This window comes from Luteimonas granuli (assembly GCF_007795095.1).
GTDB classification, from domain to species: Bacteria; Pseudomonadota; Gammaproteobacteria; order Xanthomonadales; family Xanthomonadaceae; genus Luteimonas; species Luteimonas granuli.
In genome coordinates, this window is sequence record NZ_CP042218.1 from 1718693 (window position 1) to 1733422 (window position 14730).

10 protein-coding genes and 1 pseudogene are annotated in these 14730 nt (G+C 71.9%); 3 read left to right on the top strand and 8 right to left on the bottom strand.

The genetic code is table 11. The features are described 5' to 3' along the window. Nucleotides 1–8: 8 nt before the first annotated feature. Nucleotides 9–572, bottom strand: coding sequence for a hypothetical protein (locus tag FPZ22_RS07895; protein WP_425462994.1), 564 nt, complete (start codon nucleotides 570–572; stop codon nucleotides 9–11). Nucleotides 573–702: 130 nt separating this feature from the next. Here FPZ22_RS07895 and FPZ22_RS07900 point away from each other — a divergent pair, with 130 nt between their 5' ends. Next, entirely contained in the window at nucleotides 703–918 is a 216-nt protein-coding gene (locus tag FPZ22_RS07900; protein WP_144891933.1) for a YdcH family protein, read from the top strand. A 19-nt stretch (nucleotides 919–937) separates the two neighbouring features. On the opposite strand, the gene plsB is transcribed toward FPZ22_RS07900, so the two are convergent. The 4 genes from plsB to FPZ22_RS07920 all read right to left on the bottom strand — a co-directional run bounded on the left by plsB (nucleotide 938) and on the right by FPZ22_RS07920 (nucleotide 8290). Continuing rightward, nucleotides 938–3586, bottom strand: coding sequence for a glycerol-3-phosphate 1-O-acyltransferase PlsB (plsB, locus tag FPZ22_RS07905; RefSeq protein ID WP_144894047.1), 2649 nt, complete (start codon nucleotides 3584–3586; stop codon nucleotides 938–940). A 97-nt stretch (nucleotides 3587–3683) separates the two neighbouring features. Next, a complete protein-coding gene (locus FPZ22_RS07910) occupies nucleotides 3684–4589 on the bottom strand; it encodes a hypothetical protein (RefSeq protein WP_144891935.1) in 906 nt (301 codons plus the stop codon). Nucleotides 4590–5301: 712 nt separating this feature from the next. Continuing rightward, the gene (locus tag FPZ22_RS07915) at nucleotides 5302–6231 is read right to left on the bottom strand and encodes a 5'-nucleotidase, lipoprotein e(P4) family (protein WP_144891937.1); all 930 of its coding nucleotides are present in this window, start codon (nucleotides 6229–6231) and stop codon (nucleotides 5302–5304) included. A gap of 49 nt (nucleotides 6232–6280) precedes the next feature. Then, the gene (locus FPZ22_RS07920; RefSeq protein WP_144891939.1) at nucleotides 6281–8290 is read right to left on the bottom strand and encodes a UvrD-helicase domain-containing protein; all 2010 of its coding nucleotides are present in this window, start codon (nucleotides 8288–8290) and stop codon (nucleotides 6281–6283) included. A gap of 59 nt (nucleotides 8291–8349) precedes the next feature. On the opposite strand from FPZ22_RS07920, the gene FPZ22_RS13640 reads away from it, so the two are divergent. Then, on the top strand, nucleotides 8350–8973 hold the full coding sequence (locus tag FPZ22_RS13640; RefSeq protein ID WP_168199024.1) for a thymidine kinase: 624 nt from the start codon (nucleotides 8350–8352) through the stop codon (nucleotides 8971–8973). Between the two features lie 777 nt (nucleotides 8974–9750). On the opposite strand, the pseudogene FPZ22_RS14080 reads toward FPZ22_RS13640, so the two are convergent. From FPZ22_RS14080 to mutM, 3 genes and pseudogenes are all read right to left on the bottom strand, one after another. Continuing rightward, nucleotides 9751–11796 (bottom strand): annotated as a pseudogene (locus FPZ22_RS14080) (serine/threonine-protein kinase); the annotation flags it as partial. Nucleotides 11797–11819: 23 nt separating this feature from the next. Then, nucleotides 11820–12386 carry an ECF-type sigma factor gene (locus FPZ22_RS07930; RefSeq protein ID WP_144891943.1) on the bottom strand — a complete coding sequence of 189 codons (567 nt, stop codon included), beginning with the start codon at nucleotides 12384–12386 and terminating at the stop codon, nucleotides 11820–11822. 35 nt (nucleotides 12387–12421) lie between these two features. Then, entirely contained in the window at nucleotides 12422–13246 is an 825-nt protein-coding gene (mutM, locus tag FPZ22_RS07935; protein ID WP_144891945.1) for a bifunctional DNA-formamidopyrimidine glycosylase/DNA-(apurinic or apyrimidinic site) lyase, read from the bottom strand. A 149-nt stretch (nucleotides 13247–13395) separates the two neighbouring features. Between mutM and FPZ22_RS07940 the strand changes: the two genes are divergently transcribed. Continuing rightward, nucleotides 13396–14604 (top strand): DesA family fatty acid desaturase, encoded by a 1209-nt coding sequence (locus FPZ22_RS07940; RefSeq protein ID WP_144891947.1) that lies wholly within the window; start codon nucleotides 13396–13398, stop codon nucleotides 14602–14604. Nucleotides 14605–14730 lie beyond the last annotated feature (126 nt).

Below are 14730 nucleotides of genomic sequence, written 5' to 3' on the forward strand. Positions count from 1 at the left end.
CCGCCGGCTCAGTCCATCCAGACGCGCGTCCTGGTCGTCGGGCCGGCCACGATGTCGCGCACCTTGCCGCCGTCGTCGAACAGCACCTGGAACTCGTCGAAGCTGCTCAGCCAGAAGCGCCAGGTGGCGGCGTCGAGGTCCGGATTCTCGCTGCTCATCGGATAGCCGAGCGACATCAGGACCTGTTCACGGTCCATGCCCCGGGTCACGCGCGCGTTGCCGATCGCCTCCCGGATCTTCTGCGGCCAGGCGGCGGCCTTCACGCGCGGATCCTCGGCCACGATGTAGCGGCGCGCGAAGGTCTCGTTGTCGAGGTCGCGGCTGTAGTCGTTGCCGATCGCCTGGCGCTCGCCATCCACCAGCACCTTGACCCGGTAGCGGCCGTAGCCGGTGGCCTTGACCGGGGTGCCGTAGGGGATGACGCGTTTGCCGTTCTCGGCGTAGTTGCCATCGCTGATCCAGCTGCCGTCGGTGCGCATGTTGCAGCAGAGGTGGCCTTCGGGCGGCGAGGCGCGGGCGGCGGCGGCCGCGGTGCCGGCGATCAGTGCCAGCATGAGATGTCGGATTCGCAAGTGCAGCTCCTTCCCCTGGGGGCGGCCGGGCGCGCCGCCGGTTCGTCTGCGCGGGAACCCGGGTCGACCCCGGTTACCGGGCGCCGGTCTCCCCTCCGGCGCGGCGTCATTGTGTACCCTTTGGGCCACGATGCGACCCACCGACGCCAGCGAACAGGCACGGCTCTGCCGACGGCTGCTCGAGCTGCGGGAGGAGCATCGCGACCTCGACGCCGTGATCGCCCGCCTGCAGCTGGACATCCAGGTCGACGAACTGGTGGTCAAGCGCCTGAAGAAGCGCAAGCTGATGCTGAAGGACGCCATCGAGCGGCTGGACTCCGCGTTGATCCCCGACGAGCCCGCCTGATCCGCCCCCCAGCCGCTGCTCAGGATCCGGAGCCTGCCGGAGCGTCTTCCGCCGGCGCCGCTTCGGGGCTGATCTTTTCGATCGTATGTCGCAGCTCGCGACCCAGGATGATCTTGGCGTCGCGGGCGAAGGCGGCCAGGCGCTCGTCGAAGGCCAGCTTGCTGTTCCGGTCCAGCTTCACCAGCTCCATCTCGCGCAGCTTCTGGATGAAGCCGCGGAACAGTGCCCGGTCGAAGAACTCGGGCGCGGCCGGCGCGTACAGCAGGGAGAGCCGCTGCGCCGCGAGCTGGCACAGGCTTTCGAGTTCGCCCGCGCCGAGTGCGCCCGAGCCGTTCTTGGCCAGCACCGAGGTCGCGATGTAGTAGCGCTCGAACGCCTGCTGCAGCGGATGGCCGAGCGCGCGCAGGCGGAACACCTCGTCCGACTGCCCGGCCTGGCGGGCGAGGATGCCGCCGTCGTCCTCGCCCACGCGCTCGAGCAGGCCCTCGCGCACGAACAGCGCGATGGTGGCGTCGATGCGTTCGGCGAATCCGTCCTCGTCCCAGGGCAGGAACAGTTCGCCCTGCAGGAAGGGATACATGGTGCGGCCGATGCGCAGCAGGGTGTCGTGCGCCATGCGCCGGTTGTGCAGGAAGCAGCAGGCGATCCAGGCCGACGCCGTGAACAGGTGGACGACGTTGTTGCGGAAGTAGGACAGCAGGACGGCGGTGTCGCCGTCCACGCGCAGCACGTCGCCCAGCGGATGCACCACGCGGTGCAGCACGCCGATCTCCTCGCCGTGGGCGATGATCTGCTCCGGCGAATGCGGAGTCACCGTCACCAGCGGGCTGTAGGGCACCTCGGCCAGCAGCTTCTTGGACAGCACGATCTGTGCGGTCAGGTCGCCCTCGCCCATCGCGTGCTTGGGCGTGGACAGCAGGGCCAGCGCCAGCAGGTTGATCGGGTTGACGTCGGCGGCGCTGTTGACGTGCTCCTGGATCCGCTGGGTGGTGGCGTCGACGGTGTCCGACAGCCAGTCGGGCTTCTCGTCGTCGGGCAGCGGCTTCCCGTCCCAGCCGCCGGCGTGCTCGGCGAGCAGGCCGGCGAGCGGGATGGGCTCGCCGAAGTTCACCACCACCTGGCCGTAGTTCTGGCGCAGCACCTTCGGGATGCCCCACAGCAGCGCCCAGATCGACTCCTTCTCCTTGGGCTTTCCCGAAAGTTCATCGAAGTAGCTGTTGCCCTCCATCAGCTTCTCGTAGCCGATGTACACCGGCTGGAACAGTACCGGGCGCGTGGGCTGGCGCAGGAAGGCGCGCACGGTCATCGCCACCATGCCGCCCTTGGGCTGCAGCAGGCGCCCGGTGCGCGAGCGCCCGCCCTCGATGAAGTACTCGATCGAATAGCCGCCGGCCACCAGCTGCGCCACGTATTCGGTGAACACCGCCGAGTACAGAGCGTTGCCGCGGAAGCTCCGGCGGATGAAGAACGCGCCGCCCTTGCGCAGGATGGTGCCGATCACCGGCAGGTTGAGGTTGATGCCTGCGGCGATGTGCGGCGGCACGATGCCGCGGGTGTAGAGGAGATAGGACAGCAGCAGGTAGTCCATGTGGCTGCGGTGGCAGGGCACGTAGACCACCTCGTGGCCCGGCGCGGCGGCCTTGAGCTGATCGAGGTGGTGCACCAGCACGCCGCGGAAGATCCGGTTCCAGACCGTGGTCAGCAGGAAGCTGGCCGAGCGCACCACGGGGTGCGAATAGTCGGCGGCGATCTCGTAGGCGTAGCCGTGCGCCTTCTTCCAGGCCTCCGCCCGGGCCCTGTCGGCGTCGCCGCTCTCGCGGCGCGCCTGGTCGGCGATGGCCTCGCGCACCGGCGCCGAGGACAGCACCTTGTCCACGAGCAGGCGGCGGGTGGACAGGTCGGGGCCGATGACGGCGGCGCGGATGCGGTTGAAATGCGTGCGCAGCAGGCGCGAGACCTTGCGCACCTCGCGCTCCGGCTCCAGGCCCTCGGCGACGATGTCGCGCACCGCCACCGGTGGCGAGAAGCGCACCAGGGTGTCGCGTCCGTTGAGCAGGATCGCCAGCAAGCGCCGGAAGCGGCCGACGATCGCCCAGTTCTCCGAAAACAGCACCGAGAACCAGCCGCTGTTCTTGTCCGGCGCACGGCCGACGAAGATGGAGACCGGAACCAGCTGCACGTCCAGCGCCGGATCGACGCGGTGCGCCTCCAGCAGGCGGGCCAGCGAGTCGGAGTGGCTCTTCTTCTTCGGCTTGCGCGGAGTGGCGAGCCGGGTCGCCAGCTCCAGGGCGCTGCCGGCGTTGCGCCGCGACAGCGCCACGTAGGCGCGCTTGCGTCCCAGCGGGTCGCCGGCCAGCGGCAGCAGCGGCGACGGCAGCCCGGCTTCACCGCAGGCACGGTCCAGGATCAGCGCGTTGGAAAGACCGTAGTCCTCGAGCACATAGCAGACCGGACGGCCCTCCAGCGCCTCGCCGGGGCCCTGGGGTTCGATGCTGAGGTCGATCCACGGCGCCAGCACGCGGGCCAGCAGACGCGCCCACCAGGGCCGCGAGCGGCGACCCCCGGGGGGCCGCGGACCGCCGATGGGCTGGCGCGGCCGGCCGCCCGGGGACACGCCCGGGGCGGGGTCCTCGCCCTCGCCGGCCGGCGGACGGGCGTCGCCGGCCATGGCCGCACCCTGGGTACGTTCGGTCGCGGTGGGGTCGGAGTCGAAGAGGGAAGGCTGGTTCGGCATCTTCGGCATTATGCCCAAGGGCGGTCGGCGATCAGGGAACGGCCACCGGTCCCGGCGGATCGGCAGCCGCGGCGCCGGACGCGGCCGAGCGCGCATGGCGCAGGAAGTCGCTGAGATACCAACGGCCGTCGATGCGCTCGACCGGCACCACCGTGTCGATCGCGGTGCCGGCGAGCGTGTAGCGCAGGCGGACCGTCGCCTTGTCGCCCTGCTGGACCTGCAGCCCGGCCTCGACGCTGTCGAACGCGGCGTCGAGATCCAGCCCGTAGCCGGCCAGCACCGCCCTGACCTCGCTGGAGAACGCGCCCAGGCGCTGCAGCGACGCGTCCATGCCGGCGGCGGCGATGCCTTCCGCGGTGGTCGGGCCGGCCGCGCGCGCGGCCTCGGCGAGCCGGGCGATCGCGGCGGCGGCCTGCGCGCGGTCGGACAGCGGCGCCCGGGCGGCCCAGTGCGCGACCGCGGTCACCAGCTGGGCGTAATGCTCGCGTTCGTGGTCGCTGAAATCGCCCTGGTTGGAGACGTACTGGACGCCGAACATGCCCACGGTCGCGGCGGCCGCGCGGATCTCGCGGCCGTGGCCGGCGAACTGGCGCTCGAAGCCCGCCGTGAGCGCCGCTTCGGCGTCCGGGGCGGCCAGTGCGCCGAGGATCCCGGGCAGATGCTCCGAGAAGGGCAGTTCGTCGAGCGGCCAGCGCGTGTGCCCCGCCCGCCATGCGTCCTGGAGGCGGGCATGCAGCGCCGGCGGCACCGCGTCGCGGGCGAACGCGGCGAAATCGCCGCTGCGCATGTGCCCCGTCAGAGCCTGCACGGCCAGCGTGGGCCGGCTGAGGTCGCTGCGTAACGGCACCGCCGCGTCCGGCGGCGCCGGGCGGCACGCGACGAGCGCAAGGCCGGCCGCGGCGGTGGCGACCAGCAGCGGCCGCAGGAACGGTGGCATGGGCATCCCCCAAGGAGAAAGCCGGCATCTTGGCCGCGCGTCGTCGGACGCGGCAAGCCGACGCGGTCACAGGCCGGAAGACGCCCCGCCCGGCAGTTCCCCGGAAATTCCCTCTGGACGTCCCCCCTGCATCCGCGGCGGGCACGACCTTTGGTCGCGGTCTGGAGCGACGTCGACGTCAAAACGGAGAGCGTCAGGACCAGGACTTCCCCTGCTCGCGACCGCTCCTGCTCCTGATCTTCCCTCCCGAAGCCGGAGAACGCCGGAGCCCGTCCCGCGTACAGGGGGTGTGCGGACAGCCGGCCAGGGATGGCCGGCGGCCGGCCGTGGCAGCAGGACGCGGAGACGGCCGGGGGAGCACACCCCCTGTACGCGGGACGGGCGGCGCGGGCTCCAACGAAGCGGCCCCACGCCCGCGGGACGGGCGGCGCGGGGCCCAACGAAGCGGCCCCACCGCCCGCGGGACGGGCGGCGCGGGCCCCAACGAAGCGGCCCCACCGCGCGACGGTGCGCCAGGCGCGGGAGCGCGTGAGCGCGCCGACTGCCGCCATCACCCCCGGAGCCGGGAGAAGAACCAAAAAAAACGGGAAGCGCCGGGCCTCCCGTGGAAACCGGCCGGAGCCGGAGGACTGTGTTGTGGCGCGGAACAGCCTACTCCGGCTCAAATTCTTATGCAATACCTGAAGTATTCACCACTAACACATTGAAATTGTTACCTGTCGACGCGGAGCGCCTCGCGTTTCCGTGCGCGCCTCTCGGACCTCGGAAGGCGCCAGTCGTTGCCGAAGCTGGCCGGCTCCCAGGCCCCATACGACGGATTCGGGAGCACCCACCATCGCGCGCCGAACCAGTCCCGGTAGTCGACGTGCAACGCCTCATGCTGCTCCCGGGTGTTGGCCGCGGCCTGGACGAAGTCGCCCAACTGGTCGCCGAACTGCATCAGCACGCGGTGGCCGCGCCCGACCAGCTGCCGACGGCAGGTCTTGCCCGATCCGGCCTGCTCGCAGCCCGGCACCGGGGTGCCCAGCCCCAGGAACACCTCCCCGTGCTGGACCGGCAGCCCCTGGCTGCGCAGGTTGGCGAGCGTCGCATCGCCCAGCGCGGCGCTGCGGTTGGAGATGTAGAACACGGTGACGCCCTTCGCCGCCGCCGCCCGGGTGAACGCGACGGCGCCCGGCACCGCGATCGCCCGCCGTTCCTCCACCCAGGCGTCCCAGGTGGCGTCGGAGAACTCGCCGCCATCGATCACGAGGCGGGCCTGGTAGGCGGAGTTGTCGAGCACGGTCTCGTCGATGTCGAGGATCACCGCCGGGGGCAGCCCGGCCGCGTCGCCGGCGGCGGCACGTTCGGCGGGAACCAGCGCATCCCATGAGGGATCGGCGAGGGCGGCGTCCAGGCGCCCCGTGGCGGCATGGAACAGGGATTCCGAGATGGCCCGGTATTCCACCGAGCGCTGCAGCCAGAGCACGGCATTGAGGTTGTCGTCGGCGGCTGCGGCGATGGACGTCGCGGCCACCGCATCGGTCGCCGCGGCGGCCGGCACCTCGGTGGAAGCGGGAACATGCCGGCAGGCGGCCAGCGTGAGCGCGGCGGCGGCCAGGAAGGCGACGCGCGCCGGAGCGGCGCGGAGGTGGATGCGCATCGGGATGACCGGATCGGGAAAGCCCGGAGTCTACCCGCCGGGCGCGCGGTCAGCCTTCCAGCAGCGCCCGGATCGCGGCGAAGCCGACGTCGGCGCGCTCCTTCTTCCGGGCAGCGTCCGCCACCGGGTCGGCGCCGTCGCGCTGCAGCTCGGCGGCGGGCAGCTCGTCCAGGAACCGGCTCGGCGCGAGGCGCAGGCGCTCGCCCCAGCGCTGCGCCTCGCGCGCATACGACAGCCACAGCTGCTCCTTGGCGCGGGTGATGCCCACGTACAGCAGCCGCCGCTCCTCGTCGATGCGGCCTTCCTCGACGCTGGCCTCGTGCGGCAGGGTGTCGTCGTCCACGCCGACGATGAAGACGCAGCGGAACTCCAGGCCCTTGGCCGCGTGCAGGCTCATCAGCCGGACCTGGTTGCCGGGATCGCCCTTGTCGGCGTGGCTGAGCAGGGCCAGCGATGCGGCGAGCTCGCCCGGACCGGCGCCGCCGCGGGCACCGTCGAACCAGTCGGCCAGTTCGTCGAGGTTGCCGCGGCGGATGCGGAACATCTCCTCGGTCTTGCACTGCGCGCGCAGCGCCGCGAGCAGGCCGGAGCGCTCGTTGAGGCTGCGCACCAGCTCCGACGGCGGCAGCCGGGCCGCCTCCGCGCGCAGCCCGCGCACCAGATCGGCGAAGCCCGAAAGCGCCGCGGCCGCGCGCGGCGCCAGCTGTTTCAGCAGGCCGACCGATTCGATCGCCCGCGACATCGGCATTCCGGCGTGGCGCGAGAGTTCCGCCAGCTTCGCCAGCGTGGTCGCACCGACGCCGCGGCCCGGCGACTGCACCGCGCGCAGGAAGGCGGCGTCATCGTCCGGGTTGGCCAGCATGCGCAGCCAGGCCAGCGCGTCCTTCACTTCGCCGCGGTCCAGGAAGGCGGTGCCGCCGGACAGGTGATAGGGCACGCGCAGCAGCTGCAGGGCTTTTTCCAGCGCGCGCGACTGGTGGTTGCCGCGGAACAGGATGCAGAACTCGCTCCATTCCACCTTGCGCGCGGCGTTGATGAACTGGATCTCGGCGGCCACGCGCTCGGCCTCGTGGGCGGCGTCGCGGCATTCCCAGACGCGGATGCGCTCGCCGTCGGCGTTCGCGCTCCACAGCGTCTTCAGGTGTTCGTGCGGGTTGTTGGCGATCAGCGCATTGGCCGCGCGCAGCACCCGGTTGGAGCAGCGGTAGTTCTGCTCCAGCTTGACCACCTTCAGCGCCGGATAGTCGCGCGCCATCTGCGACAGGTTCTCCGGGTTGGCGCCGCGCCAGGCGTAGATCGACTGGTCGTCGTCCCCCACGCAGGTGAAGTTGCCCTTGTCGCCGGCCAGCGCCTTGAGCAGCCGGTACTGGGCGTCGTTGGTGTCCTGGCATTCGTCCACAAGCAGATAGCCGATGCGCTCGCGCCAGCCCAGTGCGCAGTCCTCATCGCCTTCCAGCAGTTGCACAGGGAGCCGGATCAGGTCGTCGAAGTCGACTGCGTTGAACGCCGCCAGGCGCGCCTGGTAGAGCTCGTACAGCATCGCGGCTTCGTGCTCGGGCGTGGAGCGCGCCAGCGCGCGCGCCTCGTCCGGCGACAGGCCGGCGTTCTTCGCGCGCGACACCAGGCCCTGCATGGCCTGCACGGCGTCGGGTTTGGCACCCGGCATGAGGTCCCTGAACTGGGCCGTCGCATCGTCGGCGTCGAAGATCGAGAATCCGCGGCGCAGGCCCGCCCGCTCATGCTCGATCTGCAGCATGCGCAGGCCGAGCGCGTGGAAGGTGGAGACGGTCAGGCCCTCGGCGGCGTCGCCCCGGAGCCGCCGGGTGACGCGCTCGCGCATTTCCTTCGCCGACTTGTTGGTGAAGGTGATCGCGGCGATCCGCCTGGCCGGGTAGCGTCCGGAGTCGACCAGGTGCGCGATCTTCTCCACGATCACCCGGGTCTTGCCGCTGCCGGCGCCGGCGAGCACGAGGAGCGGGCCTTCGCAGTGCATGACTGCGGCGCTTTGCTGGGGGTTGAGCGACAACGGTTCGACTGCCGGCGACGGGGGGCCGGGCATTCTAACCGGGCCCCGGCATGCCTTCGCGGGCCATGGCCGGACCGTCTTACACTTCGCGCATGGCCAAGCTCTACTTCTACTACTCGGCGATGAACGCCGGAAAGACCACCACGCTCCTGCAGTCCGCGCACAACTACCGCGAGCGCGGGATGCGGGTGCTGGTGCTGGCGCCTGCGCTCGACCATCGCGCCGGCCCCGGCATGGTGGCCTCGCGCATCGGGCTGCAGGCCGAGGCGCTGGCCTTCCGGCGCGACGACGATCTGCTGGCCCTCGTGGAGGCCGACATCGCCGCCCACGGCCGGCTGCACTGCGTGCTGGTGGACGAAGCCCAGTTCCTGTCGCGCGCGCAGGTCTGGCAGCTGTCCGAGGTGGTCGACGCGGTGGGCGTACCGGTCCTGTGCTACGGCCTGCGCACCGATTTCCGCGGCGAACTGTTCGAGGGCAGCCTGTCCCTGCTGGCCTGGGCCGACGAGATCCAGGAGATCAAGACCATCTGCCACAGCGGCAGCAAGGCGACCATGACCGTGCGCGTGGACGAGCGCGGCCGCGCGGTGCAGGACGGGCCGCAGGTCGAGATCGGCGGCAATGAGCGCTACGTGTCCGTGAGCCGGGCCGAGTTCAAGCGAGTGATGCGCGGCGAGGGCCGCATCGAGCCCCTGCAGCCACCGCTGCCGCTGGGCTGAGCGGGGATTCAGGCCGGCGGCGGATCGCAGCGCCGGCGCCAGCGCTGGACCTCGCGCACCACCACTCCGCCTTCGGGGCGGACCATGTCGATCCGTTGCCCGAGGGCGCTGAACATCGCCAGCGACTCCTTGCGCCGCGGGCCCCGGCAACGCAGCCCGGCGGCGGCGGCGCGCGCACTCCATACGATGCCGCGCAGCTCCGGATCCGATTCGGGCAGGCTGGCGAGGCGGTCCAGCCCGGCCAGCGCGCCCTCGGAGCCGTTCTCCGCCTCCAGCCGCGCCAGCGCCAGCTCCGGCGCGGCGCGCGGCGGGATGCGTCGAGCCGTGGGCCGCGCCGGTCAGCGCCGCAGCGCGCCGCAGCGTCGCCAGCGCCTTGTCGTACCGCCCGCGGGCAGCCTCCACTTCGCCCAGGAGCCGCAGGGTATCGCCGATGAGAGCGTGGTCGCGGTCGTGTTCGCCGCGCAGCCGCAGCGATTCCTCGAGCGCGGCCGCGGCCTGGGCCTGTGCACCGGCTTCATGCAGCACCCGTGCTTCGTTGAACAGCGCCGTCGCCAGCATGGCCGGCTCGTCCAGTGCGCGCCATGTCGCGGTGACGGCGCGCAGCCCGGCGATCGCCTCGTCGAGATCGCCGCGCTCCCAGGCCACCATCGCCATGCTTGTGCCGTTGCGGGCGACGTCGGCATGCCGGGTGCCCAGCCGCGACACCAGCCAGGCCTGGGCGTCGCGGAAGATCACATCGGCCTCGCCCAGGCGGCCACCGTCGAGGAGCAGCATGGCCAGCTGCCGGCGAGCGTCCACGGTCGCGCGATGATCCGTGCCGTGGACCTCCAGGGCGAGCTCCAGCGCTTCGCGGCAGTCGGCCTCGGCTGCGTCCAGGTCGCCGAGTTCGCGCTGCAGCAGGCAGGTCGAGCGCAGGATGTCGACCGCCTGCCGATGCCTCGGACCCACGCGCGCGCGCAGCAGCGCGAGCGCCGCGCGCTGTTCGCGCAGGGCCAGTGCGTTCTGGCCGGTGGCCGCGCGCAGGCTGGCGAGGTCGGAGAGGTTCTCGACTTCGCCGGCTTCGTTGCCGGGCAGGCCGCGGCGGATCGCCAGCGATCTCGCGAAGCCCGCGCGCGCGGCGTCGAACTCGCCGCGGTCGCGCAGGCATCGCGCGAACTGGGTATGGAAGTCCGCGGCGAGCGAGGACAGGCGCTCCTGTTCGCGCAGCGCCAGCGCCTGCATCGGCTGCATCACGTCGCGGCAGATGTCGGCCCGGCCGAGCAGGCGGTGGGTGCGGCCCAGGTCGGCGGCCGCCTGCAGCAGCAGCCCGGGCGGTGGCTCGGGGATGCCCGAGATGATCGCCGCCTGGCGCTGCTGCAGATGCAGCGCCACCGCGTAGTCGCCCAGGCTCGCGCGCAGGCGCCCGACCACGCCCAGCAGCTCGGCCAGCGCCACCGGCTGCTGCGCGAGCTCGAGCTCACCGCTGCGCACGCCGTCCTCGAGCAGCCAGCGCACGTCCAGCGGTGTTCCGCCGGGTGCGCTGCCCGCGTTCTCGAACAGGCCGATCATGAAGCTCTGCAGCGCGCGCGCCCGCGCCGCCTGCTGCATCGCCTGCTGCGCCTGCCAGGCCACGATCGCCAGTGCCGCGACCATCACCGACAGCACCGCGACGCCGGTCCCCAGCGCCCAGCGGTGGCGCACCATGTACTTGCGCGCGCGATATCCCAGGCTCTGCGCGCGCGCGCGCACCGGTCTGCCGTCGAGGTAGCGACGCAGGTCCTGGGCCAGGGCGTCGGCCGAGGCGTACCGCTGCTCCGGAGCCTTGGACAGCGCCTTGAGCACGATATTGTCCAGGTCGCCGGCGATCCGGCGGGCATCTCGCCGCAGCTGCGCCGGCGCGCCGCGGATGCGGCTCGTGTTCCGCTGCAGAGCCACCGACGGGCGCAGCGGATCGGCGCTCAGGATCGCCTCCTCCCACTCCGCGTCGCTGGGGCGGCGGAGCCGGTAGGGCTTGTCTCCGGCCAGCATCTCGTAGAGCACCACGCCCAGCGAGTACACGTCGGTCATGGTCGTGACCGGCTCGCCCCGGACCTGCTCCGGAGCGGCGTAGTGCAGGGTGAACGCGCGGGCATCGGCGCGCGTGCTCTCGGGGCCGCCGTCGGGCGTGTCGAGCAGTTTGGCGATGCCGAAGTCGAGCAGACGGACCTCGTCCAGCGGCGTCACCAGGATGTTCGAAGGCTTCAGGTCGCGGTGCACGATCAGGTTGGCATGAGCGTGGCTGACCGCCTCGCAGACCTGCAGGAACAGGCGCAGCCGCGCCTCCACGGAGGGTGCCCGCGAGCGGCACCAGTCCGTGATCGGTTCACCGTCGACGTACTCCAGCGCGAGGTAGGGCTGCTGGTCGGCGCTGATGCCGGCGTCGAGCAGGCGCGCGATGTGGGCGTGGCCGAGCCGCGCAAGGATCTGCCGTTCGCGGGTGAAGCGCAGGCGCAGGTCGGGGTCGGCCAGCCCGGGGCGCAGCAGCTTCAGCGCCACCTGGCGCTGGTACATGCCGTCGGCGCGGCTGGCCAGCCAGACCTGGCCCATGCCGCCCTCGCCCAGCATGCGTTCCAGCCGGTAGGGGCCGACGAGCACGCCGGCGCGGGCCAGCGGAAGCTGCGAGACCACGGGTTCGGCGAGGAAATCCTCCCGGCCTTCTTCCAGTCCGAGCAGGCCCTCGAGCTCGGCGGCCAGGGCCGGGTCGTCCGTGCGCATCGAGGCGAGCCTGTGGGCGCGCGCGCCGGGCTCGAGCTCGAGCAGAGCGTCGAGCAGCGGGGACAGGCGCTGCCAGCGGTCGGGATCCATGCCAGGCCCCGTCCCGCGCTCCGTCAGTCGGCCTTCAGCGAGGCGAGAAGATAGAGCCTCGCTTTCTGCCAGTCGCGGCGGATGCTGCGCTCCGAGCGTTGCAGCAGCTCCGCGATCTCGAGCTCCGAGAGGCCGGCGAAGTACCGCAGCTCCACCACGTGCGCCAGGCGCTCGTCGACCGCCGCCAGCCGGGTCAGCGCGGTGTCCAGGGCAAGCATTTCCTCGTCCAGGCGCAGGCCGCCCTCGATGTCCTCGGGCAGGTCGGTGACCCGGTGCAGGTCGCCGCCGCGCTTCTGCGCCATGCGCTGCCGCGCGTAGTCGACCACCACGCTGCGCATGGCGGAGGCGGCATAGGCGAAGAAGTGGGCGCGGTCGTCGAAATGCGCCTCGCGGCGGCCGATCAGCTTCAGGTAGGCCTCGTGGACCAGGGCGGTGGCATCCAGTGTCTGCCCGTACTGACCGGCCAGCTGGCGCCGGGCCATGCCGTGCAGCTCCTGGTAGAGCGCGGCGAGCACGTGGTCGAGCGCGCCGCGGTCACCGTCGCGGGCGGCGTCGAGCAACAGCGTGATGTTTCCTGCGGTGTCGGCCATGGGCCCCCTCTCTCAACCGATCATAGCGCCGCCGCTCAGCGCTGGCAGGCCGCGCACCAGACCGTGGTCCGCTGGGCGATCGTCGCCTGGCGGAGTGGACGGCCGCAGCGCGGGCAGGGCTCGCCGCCGCGGCCGTACGCGGAGAGCTCCTGTTCAAAGTAGCCGGGAGCGCCGTCAGGGGAGATGAAGTCGCGCAGGGTGGTGCCGCCGCGGTCGATGGCCCCGGCCAGGACCCGGCGGATCTCTTCCGCGATCCGCCCGTAGCGCTCCCGCGACACCCGCCCGGCCGCGCGCAGCGGCGACACTCCCGCGGCGAACAGGGCCTCGGCCACATAGATGTTGCCCACGCCGACCACCACCCGCTGGTCCATGAGGAAGGCCTTCACGGGGGCCCTGCGCCCGCGGCTGCGCTCGAACAGGTGGTCGCCGTCGAACGCCTCGCCCAGCGGCTCCGGGCCCAGTCCGGCGAGCAGCGGATGCAGTTCGCCCGGTGGCTGCCACAGGAGGCTGCCGAAGCGCCGCGGATCGGTGAAGCGAAGCACCCGCATGGGGCCGCCGCGGCCGGCAAGCGCGATGTCGACGTGGTCGTGAAGGCCGGCCGGAGTGTCCACCGGCAGCACGCGCAGGCTGCCGGACATGCCGAGGTGGAGCAGGGCGCTGCCGGCGGCGGTGTCGAGCAGGAGGTACTTCGCACGCCGGCGCACGGCGTCGATGCGCTGCCCGGGCAGCCGTTCGCCGACCTCGGGCGGGATCGGCCAGCGCAGGTCGGGGCGACGCAGCAGCACGCGTTCGACTCTCGCGCCTTCGAGGTGCGGCGCCAGGCCGCGGCGGGTGGTTTCGACTTCGGGCAGCTCGGGCATGAGCGGGAGCGTGGGGGCGCGGGCACCGCGCCACAAGCCGCGGTGGGAAGGTGAATCGGGGCGGCGCCATGCGCCGCCGCAGGGATGGCAATCGCCAGGGCCACGTCCCATCATGGGGCGGTACCTCCCGTCATCTCCTTCTCCCGCTCATGTCCGCTTCCCTGCTCGATTTCCTCGCCGGCGGCCTGGTCCAGTCCGGCTTCTGGGGCCTGTTCGCGTATTTCCTGGTCGTCACCCAGCTGACCATCTTCACGGTCACGCTCTACCTGCACCGCAGCCAGACCCATCGCGGCGTCGACTTCCACCCCGCGCTGGCGCACTTCTTCCGATTCTGGTGCTGGCTCACCACCTCGATGATCACGAAGGAGTGGGTGGCCATCCATCGCAAGCACCACGCGCGCTGTGAGACCGAGGAGGATCCGCACAGCCCGATGCACAAGGGCATCAAGGCGGTCTTCTGGCGCGGCGCCGAGCTTTACCGCGAGGCGCGCGCCAACCGCGCCGACATGGAGCAGTACGGCCGCGGCACGCCCGACGACTGGATCGAGCGCAAGCTCTACACTCCGCACGCGACCATGGGCCCGGTGCTGATGCTGGCCATCAACATCGTGCTGTTCGGCGCCGCGGGCGTCGCGATCTGGGCGATCCAGATGGCGTGGATCCCGTTCTGGGCCGCCGGCGTGGTCAACGGACTCGGCCACTGGTGGGGCTATCGCAACTTCGAGACTTCCGACACCGCCACCAACCTCAGCCCTTGGGGCGTATGGATCGGCGGCGAGGAGCTGCACAACAACCACCACGCCTTCCCGAGCTCCGCCAGGTTCGCGCTGCGCCGCTGGGAGTTCGACATCGGCTGGGCCGCGATCCGTGGCCTCCAGGCGCTGCGCTTGGCCAGGGTGCTGCGCGTCGCGCCCTCGCTCGACGTGCGGCCGAACATCCATGTTCCCGACTCGGACACCCTCAAGGCCCTGCTGGCCCTGCGCTTCCAGGCCATGACCGACTACCAGAAGCGGGTGCTCAAGCCGGCGCTGCGCGAGGAGGCCGCCAACGCCGGCGCGAAGCTGCGCGCGCTGCTCCCGCGCAAGCTGCGCCGCGGCCTGGTCGACGACGGCCGCTGGCTGCAGCCCGACGCGCGTGCGCAGCTGCATGACTGGGTCGAGCAGCGTCCGCGGATCCGGACCCTGGTGGAGTATCGCGCGCGCCTGGCGGCGGTGCTCGAGGCGCGCAGCCACACCGCCGCCGAGTCGCTCGCCCACCTGCAGGCCTGGTGCCGGGAGGCCGAGGCCAGCGGCATCCGCGCGCTGCAGGACTACGCGGCACGCCTGAAGGGCTATTCGTTGCAGCCGGCGCGAGGCTGACGGGGGCGACGCCGTGGACGCGTCGATCCAGTGCGACCCCTTCGGACGGCCCGGCTGGAAACAGCCGGGCCGTCGCATTGCGGGCATCACCCGTGGTGCGCTGGTCGTCTGGGTATCCGGCTCCGC